The sequence below is a fragment of the Amycolatopsis rhizosphaerae genome, from assembly GCF_007713715.1.
Classification (GTDB): Bacteria; Actinomycetota; Actinomycetes; order Mycobacteriales; family Pseudonocardiaceae; genus Amycolatopsis_E; species Amycolatopsis_E rhizosphaerae.
Map to the genome: position 1 here is coordinate 1 of NZ_VJWX01000164.1, position 13,695 is coordinate 13,695.

General features: G+C 69.4%; 11 protein-coding genes. 8 read left to right on the plus strand and 3 right to left on the minus strand.

Annotated elements, in window-relative coordinates; genetic code table 11:
• From FNH05_RS17580 to FNH05_RS17600, 4 genes are all read left to right on the plus strand, one after another.
• On the plus strand, positions 1 to 590 hold a 590-nt coding region (locus tag FNH05_RS17580), incomplete at its 5' end, for an oligopeptide/dipeptide ABC transporter ATP-binding protein (protein WP_144589723.1).
• Complete coding sequence (locus tag FNH05_RS17585; RefSeq protein WP_144589725.1) at positions 587 to 1,558, plus strand: alpha/beta hydrolase; 972 nt, start codon at positions 587 to 589, stop codon at positions 1,556 to 1,558. The genes FNH05_RS17580 and FNH05_RS17585, both read left to right, overlap by 4 nt.
• 57 nt (positions 1,559 to 1,615) lie before the next feature.
• The gene (otsB, locus tag FNH05_RS17590; RefSeq protein ID WP_144589727.1) at positions 1,616 to 4,150 is read left to right on the plus strand and encodes a trehalose-phosphatase; all 2,535 of its coding nucleotides are present in this window, start codon (positions 1,616 to 1,618) and stop codon (positions 4,148 to 4,150) included.
• A gap of 637 nt (positions 4,151 to 4,787) precedes the next feature.
• Complete coding sequence (locus FNH05_RS17600) at positions 4,788 to 5,258, plus strand: hypothetical protein (RefSeq protein ID WP_144589729.1); 471 nt, start codon at positions 4,788 to 4,790, stop codon at positions 5,256 to 5,258.
• A gap of 99 nt (positions 5,259 to 5,357) precedes the next feature.
• Here FNH05_RS17600 and FNH05_RS17605 read toward each other — a convergent pair whose 3' ends face one another.
• From FNH05_RS17605 to FNH05_RS17615, 3 genes are read right to left on the minus strand one after another with little or no spacing between them, the layout of a single operon-like run.
• The gene (locus tag FNH05_RS17605) at positions 5,358 to 6,842 is read right to left on the minus strand and encodes an aldehyde dehydrogenase (RefSeq protein ID WP_144589731.1); all 1,485 of its coding nucleotides are present in this window, start codon (positions 6,840 to 6,842) and stop codon (positions 5,358 to 5,360) included.
• Positions 6,843 to 6,866: 24 nt separating this feature from the next.
• Positions 6,867 to 8,186, minus strand: a complete 1,320-nt coding sequence (locus FNH05_RS17610; protein ID WP_144589733.1) for an MFS transporter — start codon at positions 8,184 to 8,186, stop codon at positions 6,867 to 6,869.
• Positions 8,187 to 8,203: 17 nt separating this feature from the next.
• Positions 8,204 to 9,589, minus strand: coding sequence for an FAD-binding protein (locus tag FNH05_RS17615; RefSeq protein WP_186382594.1), 1,386 nt, complete (start codon positions 9,587 to 9,589; stop codon positions 8,204 to 8,206).
• 155 nt (positions 9,590 to 9,744) lie between these two features.
• On the opposite strand from FNH05_RS17615, the gene FNH05_RS17620 reads away from it, so the two are divergent.
• From FNH05_RS17620 to FNH05_RS17635, 4 genes are all read left to right on the plus strand, one after another.
• A complete protein-coding gene (locus tag FNH05_RS17620) occupies positions 9,745 to 10,521 on the plus strand; it encodes an IclR family transcriptional regulator (RefSeq protein ID WP_144589737.1) in 777 nt (258 codons plus the stop codon).
• Positions 10,518 to 11,723, plus strand: a complete 1,206-nt coding sequence (locus FNH05_RS17625) for a CaiB/BaiF CoA transferase family protein (RefSeq protein WP_144589739.1) — start codon at positions 10,518 to 10,520, stop codon at positions 11,721 to 11,723. Before FNH05_RS17620 ends, FNH05_RS17625 begins: the two co-directional genes overlap by 4 nt.
• Positions 11,720 to 12,562, plus strand: a complete 843-nt coding sequence (locus FNH05_RS17630) for a citryl-CoA lyase (protein WP_144589741.1) — start codon at positions 11,720 to 11,722, stop codon at positions 12,560 to 12,562. Before FNH05_RS17625 ends, FNH05_RS17630 begins: the two co-directional genes overlap by 4 nt.
• Positions 12,559 to 13,695 (plus strand): aconitase family protein (locus FNH05_RS17635; RefSeq protein ID WP_246127797.1); only part of this gene is annotated, 1,137 nt, incomplete at its 3' end. The genes FNH05_RS17630 and FNH05_RS17635, both read left to right, overlap by 4 nt.

Below are 13,695 nucleotides of genomic sequence, written 5' to 3' on the forward strand. Positions count from 1 at the left end.
CGCAGTTCTCCGGGGGTCAACTGCAGAGGATCGCGATCGCGCGGGCACTGATGCTGTCGCCACGGCTGCTCGTCTGCGATGAGGCGGTCAGCGCTCTCGATCTGTCCATCCAGGCACAGATCCTCAATTTGCTGCGCGACCTCCAACGGGAACTCGGGCTGAGCTACCTGTTCATCACACACGACCTCGCAGTGCTGCGGCACGTCTCCCACCGGGTCGCCGTGATGTACCGCGGCAAGATCATGGAAATCGGCAACGTCACGGACATCTGCGACCAACCCGCACATCCCTATACCCAGGCTCTGCTCGCCGCGGCACCGGTGCCCGACCCCGCGCAGCAGCGCCATCGTCACACTCGCCCGCCCGCCACTGTGGACCGTGACAACGGCTCGCCTGCCGACGCGGGATGTCCCTTCCGCGCCCGCTGCCCGCACGCCGTGGACCGCTGCGCCGACCCGCTGCCTGTGCACGACACCGGGAGACGCCGCGTGGCGTGCCACCGGTTCGGTGAACTGGAACCGGCCACGGACCCACTCGAAACGAGCACCGCCGACCCCGTCGCACAATCCGGAGGACACGGCACACCATGAGGCTCGACCCGCCTGTTCAGCAGTTCCTCGACGTCAACACCCGTGAACGGGAATTCCTCGCCCATCTCGGCGTGAGACGACAACGCCAGTACATGCGCCTGCTGATCGATCTGAACTTCCTGCGGTTCGGCCGTCCTGGTCCCGCCGTACACTCGGTGACCGATCACGCGGTGACCACAGTGGACGGTGAGATCAGATGCAGGATGTACCGGCCGAGCGGCCGGGGCCCCCTGCCCGCCCATCTCGCCTTCCACGGCGGTGGCTGGTGGCAGGGATCGATCGACGACCTCGTCGTCGACGCCCTCTGCCGGCAACGCTGCGCCGAGGCGAATCTGGTCGTGGTATCGGTGGATTATCGACTCGCTCCGGAGCATCCTTTCCCCGCGGGGCTGAGTGATGGCTTCGCGGCGTTCCACTGGATCGTCCGGAACGCCGAACAGTTCGGCATCGATCCCGGCACTGTTTCCGTCGGCGGAAGTTCTGCCGGAGCCAACATCGCCGCGGCACTGACCATCAAGTTGCGTGACAACGGCAGCCCCCAGCCCGTTCTGCAGTTGCTTGAGGTCCCCGTTGTCGACCTCACCCTCACGACGGCACGGCACGTTGCCGCGACCACCGGGGGAGAGCGGACGGTCGATGATCTCGAAGTGGCGGTGGGGCATTATCTGCGCGATGCCGCACAGGCACGCCACCCGCTCGCGTCGCCGCTGTTCGCCGACGATCTCAGTGGTCTGCCACCGGCGGTCATCTTCACCGCTGAGCATGACTTGCTGCGCCTGGACGGCGAGCGGTACGGTGCGCGGCTCGACGCGGCGGGTGTGCCGGCCCGGGTCGTCCCGCATCCCGGCGCGCTACACGGCACCGCCATGATCACCCGAACCTGGGACCCTGCCGCGCGCTGGCAACAGGAGGCCGCGACGGTACTTCGCGAGGCTCATTGGGGCCAAGCCGGGCTCGCGGCCGGATGAGCCGCACCTCTGTGAGCTGCCCGCGTCATCCCGACATCCAGGAAGTGAGGAGGACCTGTGCCCGCCGAGTCCCTGCCCGCCCCGTTGCGGCACCAGATCGTCCAGATCGCCCGAACTCCACGGCTGCTCGTCGCCTGCGACTACGACGGAACACTCGCTCCGTTCGGCGCGCACCCGGACGACGCCCGTCCGCACCCCCAGTCGGCGGGCGTGCTGCGCTCGCTGGCGGTGCTGCACGAGACCACCGCCGCGGTGATCTCCGGGCGGGCACTGCGGGATCTGTCCATCCTGTCTCGACTGCCGGCCGAGGTGCATCTCGTCGGCAGTCATGGGTCGGAGTTCGACCCTGGCTTCGTCCACGAACTCGACAGCGACGCCCGCGAGTTGCACGGCAGGCTGAAGCGAGAACTGGCCCGCCTCACCGACGACCTCGATGGCGTCCAGCTGGAGATCAAGCCTGCGAGCATTGCGGTGCACGTTCGCCGTGCCGAGCGCGACGTGGCCGAACGCCTTGTCCACACCATCCACAACGGACCTTCCCGCTGGGATGGTGTCACGACAACCCACGGCAAGGAGGTTGTCGAGCTGGCGGTGGTGCGAACCGACAAGGGCAACGCGCTCGACACCGTACGACACCGGGTCGCGGCGACCGCGGCGATCTTCTTCGGCGACGACCTGAGCGACGAGAAGGCCTTTGCCCGGCTGTCCGGTCCTGACGTCGGCGTCAAGGTCGGAGCTGGGGAAACCCTGGCCCAGCACCGGGTCGCGGGGGTGGAGGATGTCGCGACGATTCTGGCGTTCCTGCTGGAGGAGCGGCGAAACTGGCTGTTCGGCCAGCAGGCACCGCCGATCGAGAGACTGTCCATGTTGGCCGATGAACGGTCGGTCGCGCTCGTTACTCCCGACGCTCGACTGACCTGGTTGTGCCATCCCGGCCCGGACGCACCGGGAGTGTTCGCCGACTTGCTCGGCGGCACGAGCGCCGGTCACTTCTCGGTCCGTCCGCACCACTCCGGCCTGCCGCTGGGCCAGCGGTACTTGCAGGACACGATGACGGTGGAGACACGCTGGTCCCGATTGCGGGTGACGGACTACCTCGAGCCACACGGACCTGCGCACCGCACGGACATCGTGCGCGTGATCGAGGGGACGACAGACGCTTCGGTGGTGTTCGCGCCGCGACCGGAATTCGGTGCGGTGCCGATCAGGCTGGAGCCCGCCCGTGACGGCCTGCGAGTCACGGGCACCTCGGAGCCGTTCGCCCTCCGGTCGCCCGGTGTGCACTGGGAAATCACCAACGACGGTCTGCACGACACCGCGACCGCGACCGTCCGGCCCACCTCGGAAAGACCTGTGGTGCTGGAACTTCGCTGCGGCACCTGGGATCTGGAGCCACACGAACTGGCCGAAGGGCAGCGCCGGGTACGGGCGGGCACGTACTGGAGTGAGTGGGTCGCGGAGCTCACCCTGCCCGGTGTCGAGACCGATCTGGTCGCGCGGTCGGCGCTGACGCTGCGTGGGCTGTGCAACTCGGAGACGGGTGGTGTGCTCGCGGCCGCGACCACGTCGCTACCCGAGGAGATCGGCGGCATCCGAAACTGGGATTACCGCTACTGCTGGATTCGGGACGCCGCGATGACCGTACGCGCGTTGGTCGGCCTGGGGTCGACGACCGAAGCCGAGCGGTACCTGCAGTGGCTTCACCGCGTGCTCGCCAACTTGGCGGGGCCGGATCGTTTGTGCCCGCTGTACACGATCTCAGGCACGCAGGTCAGTGCGGAAGCCGTGATCGACCATCTACCCGGCTACGCCGGTTCGCGGCCGGTACGGGTGGGAAACCTGGCCAACCACCAGGTTCAGCTGGATGTGTTCGGACCAGTGGTCGAACTCGTCGCCGCCTTGGCCGAAGCCCGCGGTACGCTGCGCGACCGGCATTGGGAGATGGTGCACGCGATGGCCGAGGCCGTCACCCTCCGGTGGTTCGAGCCCGACCACGGCATCTGGGAGGAACGGCACGCGCCGCGACACCGCGTCTATTCCCGCGTCATGTGCTGGGTCACCATCGACCGCGCGATCCGGCTTGGCGAGAGCTTCACCCGCGCGGTCCCGGCCTCCTGGCACGAACTGCGTGAACGCATCGCCGACGACGTGCTCACCCACGGGTGGAACAAGGAGGCCAACGCCTTCACCGCTGCCTATGACGGCACCGACCTCGATGCGGCCTCACTGCTGATCGGCCTCGTCGGCCTGATCGAGCCGGCCGACGAACGGTTCGAGGCGACCGTCACGGCCGTCGAAGCCGAACTGCGCAGAGGACCGACCGTATACCGCTACCGGCGTGACGACGGTCTTCCTGGCGGCGAAGGCGGTTTTCATCTCTGCACCGCGTGGCTGATCGAGGCCTACCTACTGACCGGACGCCGCACCGAGGCCGAAGAACTGTTCAAGCAAATGGTCGAATCGGCCGGTCCCACCGGCCTCCTGCCCGAGCAGTACGACCCGATGGCAGAACGTTCGCTGGGCAACCATCCCCAGGCCTACAGCCATATCGGTCTCATCCGTTGCGCCACCCTTCTCTCGGAGGGCCCGTGAACCGTGGCGGGGAGGTGAGCGTGGGCCTTGCCGTGAGGGGCCCCTCACGGCACCCCATGTGTGATCACGTGTCCGGGTTTTTCTCCCAGATCGACACGTGTCTGGTGCTTTCGGCGGTGAGTTCCGAGCGGTCCCAGTCCGCCCAGCGGTGTTTCGGGCGCATCCCGGCGATGCGTGCCATGAGGTCCATCTCGGCGGGCCAGGCGTATCGGAAGGGAATTCGGCGGAACTGCCCGGTCCCGTCTGGTGACACGGTGACGTGGTTCGACGTGAACTCCTGCGTGACGCTCGAGTACCGGGCCGTCGGCGAGGTCTTCGAGGACGTCCACCGCGGGTGTCACCGCCTCGGGCGCGTTCGCACCGCCCGGGGTGTCGTAGCATGCGGCCACGCTCTCGGGGAACCAGCCGTCCGCCGGGTCGTCTTCCGCATTCGCCTCACCGGTCACGGTCGCCGACGCTACGCTCGCGACCCTGCGCTCCTCACCCCATTTTCGACGCCCGCGGCGATCGCCAGGGGCTTGACGGTGGCTGGCATCATCGACGGCAGTGCACCGCCGTCGGCATGATGACGGTCGTCGACGAGCGCTGAAGTCGCCATTCACTATCTGCTTAGGACAGTCAAGGAGGGCGGGCATCGGTGAAGGAGCCGCTGTATCGTCGCGTGAACACCCGCGCCAGGTTGGTCCACCACAAGCACGGCGGGGACTACCGGCACCAACGCAACACGAAACGGGAACGCGACTCCGATCTGACGCGCGGGTCCATGGGAAGGCGGGAACGCCGGGGCCTGGACTACACGCCGTTGTTCCGGTTTCTGCTCGGCAAGATCGGCGAGGACTGGGACGAGGTGCGCGACGAGGCCGCCGCTCGGCTCGACTCCCCGGACCCGATCTACTGGCTGGTCGCGCGGCAGCCGCAGGAACGACGCGACTACGTGCGGATCGGCGAGGCCAGCTACTACAGCGGCCTCTACGTAGACGACGACAACCGGTTGCGGGTCGTCAATCCCGAGCTGGGGGCTGACGACCTGGAACCGGCCTGCCCGTGCTGCACGCACACCTTCAACGGCGTCCGGTTCACCCGCAAGTACCGGCGCCCTCCGCTGTGATGGCGTCACCACTGTGGTAGTGAAAGAACGACGACAGCAATGCGCCGGTGCGGGCCTGATATCCGGTCCGCACCGGCGCGGCCTCCCGTGAGCGGCTGGTCAGGCGCGCGGGTTGAACGGGTCGGTGATGGTGTTCCCGGTGTCGATCCAGACGGTCTTGACCTCGGTGTACTCCTCGATCGCGTGGAACCCGTTCTCCCGGCCGATGCCGCTTTCCTTGAAGCCGCCGAACGGCGCGACGTAGTTGGTCTTGCGGTAGTTGTTGACCCATACGCTGCCGGCGCGCAGGCGGCGGGTCATGCGGTGGGCGCGGGCAAGGTCGCGGGTCCACACCCCGGCGGCGAGGCCGAAGGAGGTGTCGTTGGCGATCCGGACGGCGTCGTCCTCGTCGGTGAACCCGATGACCACGGCGACCGGCCCGAACACCTCCTCGCGGGCGATGCGCATGTCGTTGGTGACGCCGGTGAAGACGGTGGGCCGGACGAACAGGCCCTTGGCGAGCGCGGGGTCGTCGGGGCGCCCGCCGCCGGTGGCCAGGTGTGCGCCGTCGGCCTTGGCGACCTCGATGTAGTGCAGCACCTTGTCGTACTGGGCCTGGCAGGCGACGGTGCCCAGTTCGGTCTCGGGGTCGAGCGGGTCACCGATTTTGATCTTCGCGGTCTTCTCGACGAGCGCGGCGACGAACTCGTCGTGGACGTCCTCGTGGACGAGGACCCGCGAGCCCGCCATGCAGGTCTGCCCGGTCGCCGCGAAGATGCCCGCGATGACGCCGTTGACGGCGTTGGGCAGGTCGGCGTCGGGGAAGACGATGTTGGGGGATTTCCCGCCGAGTTCCAGGGAAACCCGCGCGAGCCGCTCGGCGGCGGTCACCGCGATCTTCTTGCCGACCGCGGTGGAGCCGGTGAAGGCGATCTTGTCGACCCCGTGGTGCCCGGCCAGTGCCGCACCCGCGGGACCGGCACCGGTCACGACATTGACCACGCCGTCGGGGAAACCGGCTTCCTGGATGAGCCTTCCCAGCACCAAAGTGGACACCGGGGTGATCTCCGAAGGCTTGATCACGACGGTGTTCCCTGCCGCGAGAGCGGGGCAGAGCTTCCACAGCAGCAAGGCCAGCGGGCTGTTCCACGGGGTGATGGCGGCGACCACGCCGATCGGCTCGCGGACCGTGAAGACCTGCATGTTGGGCACGCTGCTGGCGAGTGTTTCGCCGAGGGGGCTTTCGGCGACCCCGGCGAAGAAGTAGCAGTGGTTGGCCAGCGCGGTCGCCTGGCTGGCGACCTCGCGGATGAGCTTCCCGTTCTCCCGTACCTGGATGCGGGCGAGTTCGTCGGCGTTGTCCTTGATCAGGTCACCGAACCGGCGCAGCAGCGTCGCCCGCTGCAGCGGCGTCGTGCGGGCCCATGGCCCGTCCTCGAACGCGCGCCGGGCCGCGGTGACGGCGTCGTCGATGTCCTGGGGCGTGGCGTCCGGAACATGGGCCCAGGCCTGCCCGTCGAAGGGGTTGACCGAGGGGAAGGTGGCGCCGTCGGAGGCGTCGCGCCATTTGCCGTCGATCAGCATGGCGTAGGTTTCGGTACTCATGAAGTGGTTCTCCCGGACTGTCTTTCAGACGGACGTGGACGCGGCCGGTGCGACCGCCGCCGCCAGCGTCCGCTTGCGGTGCGGAATGGCGGCGACGGCGATGGCCGAGATGGCGGCGGAGGCGATGGTCAGCAGGGCGAGTGGCCACCATCGGGTGCCGTCACCGACCACGGCTTCGGCGATGAACGGCGTCGGCGCGCTGAAGATCAGTGCGCCCAGCGCGTTGCTCAACGCGGTGCCGCTGTAGCGGACCCTGGTGTCGAACTGGTCGGCGATGACGCTGGACACCACGGCGTAAACGGTGGCGTGGGCACCCAGCATCATCACGGTGATGACGACAGCGGTCGCGAAGACATGTTCGCGATCCATGAGCCAGAAGAACGGGAACACCGCCGCGGCGGTGAACAGGACACCCCCGAGCAGCACCGGCCGGGCCCCGATCCGGTCGCTGAGGGCGGCGACCACCGGCAGGACGAGCAGGTCGACGCCGGCCGCGATCATCACGATGAGCAGCGCGGTCTTGCGGGGCATCCCGAGCGAGGCCGTCGCGTAGGTCAGGAAGTACACCGAGATCAGGTAGAAGACGACGTTGACCGACGCCTGCACCCCGGTACCGACGGCGAGCCCCCGCAGGGCGCGCGTGAAGACCTCGCCCACCGGCAGCCGGGCCGTTTCCCCCGCCGACCTGAGTTCGCCGAACTCCTCGGGTTCGGCGACGCCGAGGCGGATCACCAGGCCGACGGCGACCAGCACGAAGCCCACGAGGAACGGGATACGCCATCCCCAGGCCAGCAACTGCGCGTCCGGCAGTGCCGAGACCGCGGACATCACGGCGGTGGCGAGGACCAGGCCGAGCGGGCTGCCCAGCTGCGGCGCGGACCCGAACAGGCGCCGCCGGGAGGCCGGTGCGTGCTCGACCGACATCAGCACCGCACCGCCCCATTCGCCGCCGACCGCCAGCCCCTGGAGCAGGCGCAGCGTGATGAGCAGCACGGGAGCCCAGACACCGAGGGTGCCGTACGTCGGCAGCAGGCCGATCAGGCCCGTCGAGACACCCATGATGCTCAGCGTGACGATCAGGGTGGTCCGGCGGCCGAACCTGTCGCCGAGGTGGCCGAACACCGCGGCACCGATGGGCCGGGCGAGGAACGCGACGCCGAGCGTGGCGAACGAGGCGAGCCGTCCACTGTGGGCGTCCACCGCGGGGAAGAACAGCTTGCCGAAGACCAGCGCCGCGGCGAGCCCGTAGATGAAGAAGTCGAACCATTCGATGGTGGTGCCGACGAGACTGGCGATCGCGGCGCGGCGGGGCATGTTCCCGGGGGCCTGCACTGCTTGTGTCATGACTGTCTCCCTTGACATCAGGACGCGGTGGTCGGGGTGGAGCAGCGTGCCGCCGCCGCTTCGCCCGCGACGCGGCCGAAGCAGAGGGCACGCAGGACGGACGTGGCGCCGGGATACTTGTGGTGGTAGATCCCGGCCACCTCGCCGACGGCGTACAGACCAGGGATGGGCGTGCCTTCGCGGTCGAGGACGTGTGCGTGTTCGTCGGTCTTGAGACCGCCGAAGGTGAAGGTGATCGCGCACGTGACGGGCCACGCCACGTACGGCGGCTCGTCGATGGGGCGCGCCCAGTTGGACTTCGGCGGTTCGAGACCGCTGGTCCCGACCCCGTCGAGCCGGTCCACCTCGAGCGGGCCCGGCCGGGCGGCGGCGTTGTACTTTTCCACCGTCGCGACGAGCGCGGCGGGATCGAGGTCGAGACGCTCCGCCAGCGCTTCGAGCGTGTCCGCGGATTCGGGCTCGCGGTCGGTCAGCACGGCGCGGGCGATGTCCTGGCGCACCAGCTTCTGGTCCGCGATCACGTACGCGAACTGGTCGGCGTCGCGCCAGATCCGGTAGGCCACCGACTCGAAGGTGTTGTCCGGGGTGTCGGCGCCCTCGTCGAGGAACCGCTGGGCCCGGTGGTCGACCAGGATCCCGTACGGGTAGACCATGACCAGGGCTTCCGGCGACCGGGTCCGCGGGTCGACGGGCTCGCCGTGGAAGCGTTCGAACTGGCCGTCGGTCGCCGCGCCGGCCCGGATGCCCATCTCGATGCCTTCGCCCTGGTTGGCGCGCCCGCCGGGCGCTATCGGCGAAAGCTCGTGGCCGCGCTCGCCGAGATGGCGGTCGAGCAGGGTCGCGCTGCCTTCGAAACCGCCGCAGGCGAGAACCACCGTCGGTGCCTGCCAACTCGTCCCGTCGGCCGTGACGACACCGGTCACGGCGCCGGTCTCGTCCTGGACGAGGTCCTGTGCGGTCGTCTCGTACCGGATGGTGCCGCCGAGGGCTTCGACCCGTGCGGCGAGGGTTTCCACGATCGCCGCGCCGCCGCCGACGGGCATCAGGCGCGGGCCCTTCGAGGTCAGGAAGTAGGTGAGGTCCGATTGCGTGGCGACCCCGTTCCGGTTGAGCCAGTTCATGGTCGGCTGGGCCAGCTCGGCCAGCCTGCCGATGATGGCGGGGTCGGTCCTGCCCTCGCTCAGTTCGAGCATGCGCGAGGAGAAGTCGGCCGCCGGGGCGCCGTCCGCTTCGAGCCGGAAGAACGATCCGGTCCACGCCGTGTTGCCGCCGCGCCGGGCCTTCGACGTCCGTTCGAGTACCACCACCCGGCCCGTCGGCCGGAGTTCCAGGAACCGCACCGCCGTGGCGAGTCCGCCGGCACCACAGCCGACCACGACCAGATCCGCCTGTTGTCGACTCACGAAACTCCCTTTCTCGTCCCAGCGCACCATTGAGCGGTTCTGGAGTTCCACTGGGCAGTCCAAGCACCGCGAGCAACAGAAGAACACCGAGACCACATCCATGTCAACCCACAATGTGGTTTTGAAAAACCGCAGAATGGTCTACGGTGGGGGACATGGTTGAGACTGACACCGGTTCCACCCGGGCCGACGGGGGCGTGCGCAGCATCGCGCGCGCCGTCGAGGTCCTGGAACTGTTCGACGCGGCGCATCCCCTCCGGCAGCTCCGTGACATCGTCACGCTGACCGGGTTGCCGAAGACCACGGTCGTGCGGCTGCTCGCGACGCTGGAGTCGCTCGGACTGATCGTCGACCGCGGCGACTCGTCCTACGGCCCCGGGCCGGGCTTCCTGCGCTGGGTCAAGCTCGCGGAGACGTTGTGGGAGGTCGGTCCCGAGGCCCGGCGGGTCATGTCGGGCCTGGTGGACGCCTTCGGCGAGACGGTCAACGTCTACATCCGGCGGGTTCTCGACCGGGTCTCGGTCGCCCAGGTCGAGGGCACCGCGACGGTCCGCAGCGTGGTCGAGGTGGGGGTGCCCTACCAGCTGGCCAGCGGTGCCGCCGGCAAGATCCTGCTCGGTGGCGCGCCGGACGAGGTGCTGCGCGACCTCGCCGCCCGCCGTTCCGACCTCGACCTGGAGTCGTTGCGGCGCGAGGTCGCCGGCATCCGCGAGGCGGGGTACGCGGTGACCCACGGCGATCGCGAGCTCGGCGCTTCCGCTGTGGCCGCGCCGATCTTCGGCAAGGACGGCCGGGTGATCGCCGCGCTGTCCGCCAGCGGACCGACTTCACGGTTCACCGCCGACCGCGTCGGCCGCTACGTCGACGCCGTCACCGCGGCGGCCCGCGAGATCAGCGAAGCCGGTCTCGGCCCGGTGGAGGTGTTCCTGTGACCGCCGATCTGCTCGAAGGCGTTCGCGTCGTCGACCTCACCAACGTGCTGGCCGGGCCGTTCGCCGGGTACCAGCTCGCGTTGATGGGGGCCGACGTGATCAAGGTGGAGACCCCGGGCGGCGGGGACCTGGCCCGTCAGCTCGGCGCCGACCCGAAGCTGGCCGGCGAGGGCCTCGGAGTGTCCTTTCTGGCCCAGAACTCCGGGAAGCGGTCCATCACGGTGGATCTCAAGAGCACCGGCGGCAAGACGGTCTTCGCCAAGCTCGTGGCGGAGGCGGATGTGCTGCTGGAGAACTTCCGGCCCGGTGTCCTGGAACGCCTCGGGTTCGGCTGGGACCGCCTGCGGGAGATCAACCCGCGGCTGGTCTACTGCGCCGTCTCGGGATTCGGTTCGACGGGGCCGATGCGCAGCAGGCCCGCTTATGACCAGGTGATCCAGGGTTTGTCCGGCATCATGAGCGTCACCGGGACGAAGGAGACCGCCCCGCTGCGCGTCGGCTTCCCGGTGTGCGACAGCTTCGGCGGGCTGGCCGCGGCGTTCGCGATCTCCTCGGCGCTGCTTCGCCAGCGGCGCACCGGCCGAGGCGCCTTCCTCGACACCTCGATGCTCGACGCCGCGCTCACCGCCATGGGCTGGGTGGTCTCGGACCACCTGATCGCCGGGCGGGAACCGGCGCCGATGGCCAACGAGAACATCACCTCGGCGCCGTCCGGCACGTTCGAGACGGCCGAGGGGGCGCTGAACATCGCGGCGAACAAGCAGGAACAGTACGAGACCCTCTGCCGGGTGCTCGGCCGCGAAGAACTGATCAGCGATCCCCGGTTCGCCGTTCGTGAGGACCGCAAGCGCAACCGGGACATCCTGCGGGCGGAACTGGAAACCTCGCTCAAGGAGAAGACCGCGGCGGAATGGGACGAGATCCTTCTCGGCACGGGAGTGCCCGCCGCGCCGGTGATTTCGGTGTCCGAGGCGCTGGCCTCTCCCCAGGTCGCGCACCGTGAACTCGTCACCGCCGTCGCCTCGCCCGCCTCCGCCGGTGGTCAGGTAAGGGTGCTCGGCGCACCCACGCGGGTCGACGGTGCCCGGGTGGGTGCGGACCTGCGGCCACCGAAGCTGGGGGAGCACACCGAAGCGATCTTGAGAGAACTGGGATTCGGGGAGGCCGAGATCGCGCGGCTGCGTGAGGAGAAGGCGGTATGACCTCCGCTCGTGAAGAGGCGATCCGCGCGACTTCGGTCCGCGACGTCACCGACTGGTGGTCCACCGCCGTGTCCGACATCGAGCCCGGGATCATCCGGTTGCGCGGCTATCCCGTGGAGGAGCTGATTCCGAACGCGGGTTTCGCGGAGACGATCTGGCTGATGGTGCGTGGTGAACTGCCGGGCAAGGCACAGGCCGCCCTGCTGGAGAAGGCCCTCGTCGCCGCCGTCGACCACGGGCCGCAGGCGCCGTCGATCGCCGCCGCCCGCATGGCGGCCACCTGCGGCGTCGGGCTGCACGGCGCGATGTCCACCGGTGTCGGGCTGCTCGGCGACGTGCACGGCGGTGCCGGGCAGCAATGCCTGGCGCTGCTCGAACGGCTCCGTGAAGTGTCCGAAAAGGAGGGTGTGGAGACCGCGGTCGCGAAGGCGCTGGCGGAGTCTCGGGCACGACGACAGCACGTACCCGGCTTCGGACATCGGTTCCACCCGCGCGATCCGCGGCGTGATCCCTTGCTGGAGGCGGTGGCCGAGCAGGTGGCGGCCGGGGTCGTGGAGGGGCGTCACCTGCGCATCGCCCAGGAACTCGAACGGCAGCTGGCAGCCGGAAGGAGCAGACCGGTGCCGATGAACATCGACGGCGCGACCGCCGTCGTCTACGGCGAACTCGGATTCCCGGCGGAACTGGCGCGCGGGTTGTTCATCCTGTCGCGCTCGGTGGGGATCCTCGCCCACGCCTGGGAGGAAACCCGGTCGGGACGCCGGATCAAGGGCCCGCTCCCACCGCCGCTGCTGCCCACCTACGTCGGCGCGGCCGAACGCCGGGTGCCGCGGTCATGATGCCCGACTCGTTCCGGGCGACACGCTCGCTGCCCGACGGCACCCGCTTCCTCAGCCTGCCCGCCGCCGAAGCGGCGGGAGCGGGTCCGCTGAGCCGCCTGCCCCACGCCAGCCGCGTCCTGGTGGAAAACCTGCTGCGCCACGAAAACGGTCGCACCGTCACCAGCGACCACGTGCGAGCGCTGGCCGAACGGGACACCACCGCCTCGATTCCCTTTTACCCCGAACGCATCCTGTTGCAGGACGCCTCCGGCATCCCGGTGCTGGCCGATCTGGTCACACTGGCCGAACGGGCCGCCGAACTCGGACTCGACCCCACCTCCGTCGCGCCGAAGCGCCGGATGGACCTGGTCGTCGACCACGCGCTGGAACTCGACCTGGCCGGTTCGGCCGGGGCGGCCGGGCACAACCTCGACCGCGAGTACGACCGCCACGCCGGCCGCTACCGGTTCCTGCGCTGGGCGCAGACCCGGTTCGGCGGCCTGCGCGTCGTGCCGCCCGGCATCGGCATCTGCCACCAGCTCAACCTCGAGGTGCTCGCCGACGTGGTCACCGGCGGCCCGCTCGCCCGGTTCGACTCCGTGGTCGGCACCGACAGCCACACCACCATGATCAACGCGCTGTCCGTGGCGGGCTGGGGGGTCGGCGGGATCGAGGCGACCGCCGCCGCGCTCGGCGAGCCGATCCTCCTGCGCGTGCCCGAGGTGGTCGGCGTCCGGCTGACCGGATCCACCCGGCCGGGGGTACTGGCGACCGACGTGGCGCTGACCCTCGCCGCACTGCTGCGGGCCCACGGGGTCGTGCAGCGGATCGTGGAGTTCCACGGGCCCGGTCTGGCCACGTTGGCGGTTCCCGACCGCGCCACGATCGCGAACATGGCCCCCGAGTACGGCGCGACCATGGCCTACTTCCCCGCCGACACCCGCACGCTCGACTACCTGGCCCGCACCGGCCGCCCGGCCGGCCCGATCCGCGACTACCTCACCGCACAAGGGATGTTGTCCGCCACCGAACCGGACTACGACGACCTGATCGAGCTGGACCTCGGCACGGTGGAGCGGACCCTGTCCGGCCCCTCCCGTCCACATGAGACGCTCCGTCCCGCCGACCTGCGCCGCCCCGCCACCGGCGGC

Coding starts and splice junctions, on each gene's coding strand:
- FNH05_RS17630 (WP_144589741.1), top strand. CDS start 11,720: ATGACCTCCGCTCGTGAAGAGGCGATCCGCGCGACTTCGGTCCGCGAC.
- FNH05_RS17620 (WP_144589737.1), top strand. CDS start 9,745: ATGGTTGAGACTGACACCGGTTCCACCCGGGCCGACGGGGGCGTGCGC.
- FNH05_RS17610 (WP_144589733.1), bottom strand. CDS start 8,186: ATGACACAAGCAGTGCAGGCCCCCGGGAACATGCCCCGCCGCGCCGCG.
- FNH05_RS17605 (WP_144589731.1), bottom strand. CDS start 6,842: ATGAGTACCGAAACCTACGCCATGCTGATCGACGGCAAATGGCGCGAC.
- FNH05_RS17585 (WP_144589725.1), top strand. CDS start 587: ATGAGGCTCGACCCGCCTGTTCAGCAGTTCCTCGACGTCAACACCCGT.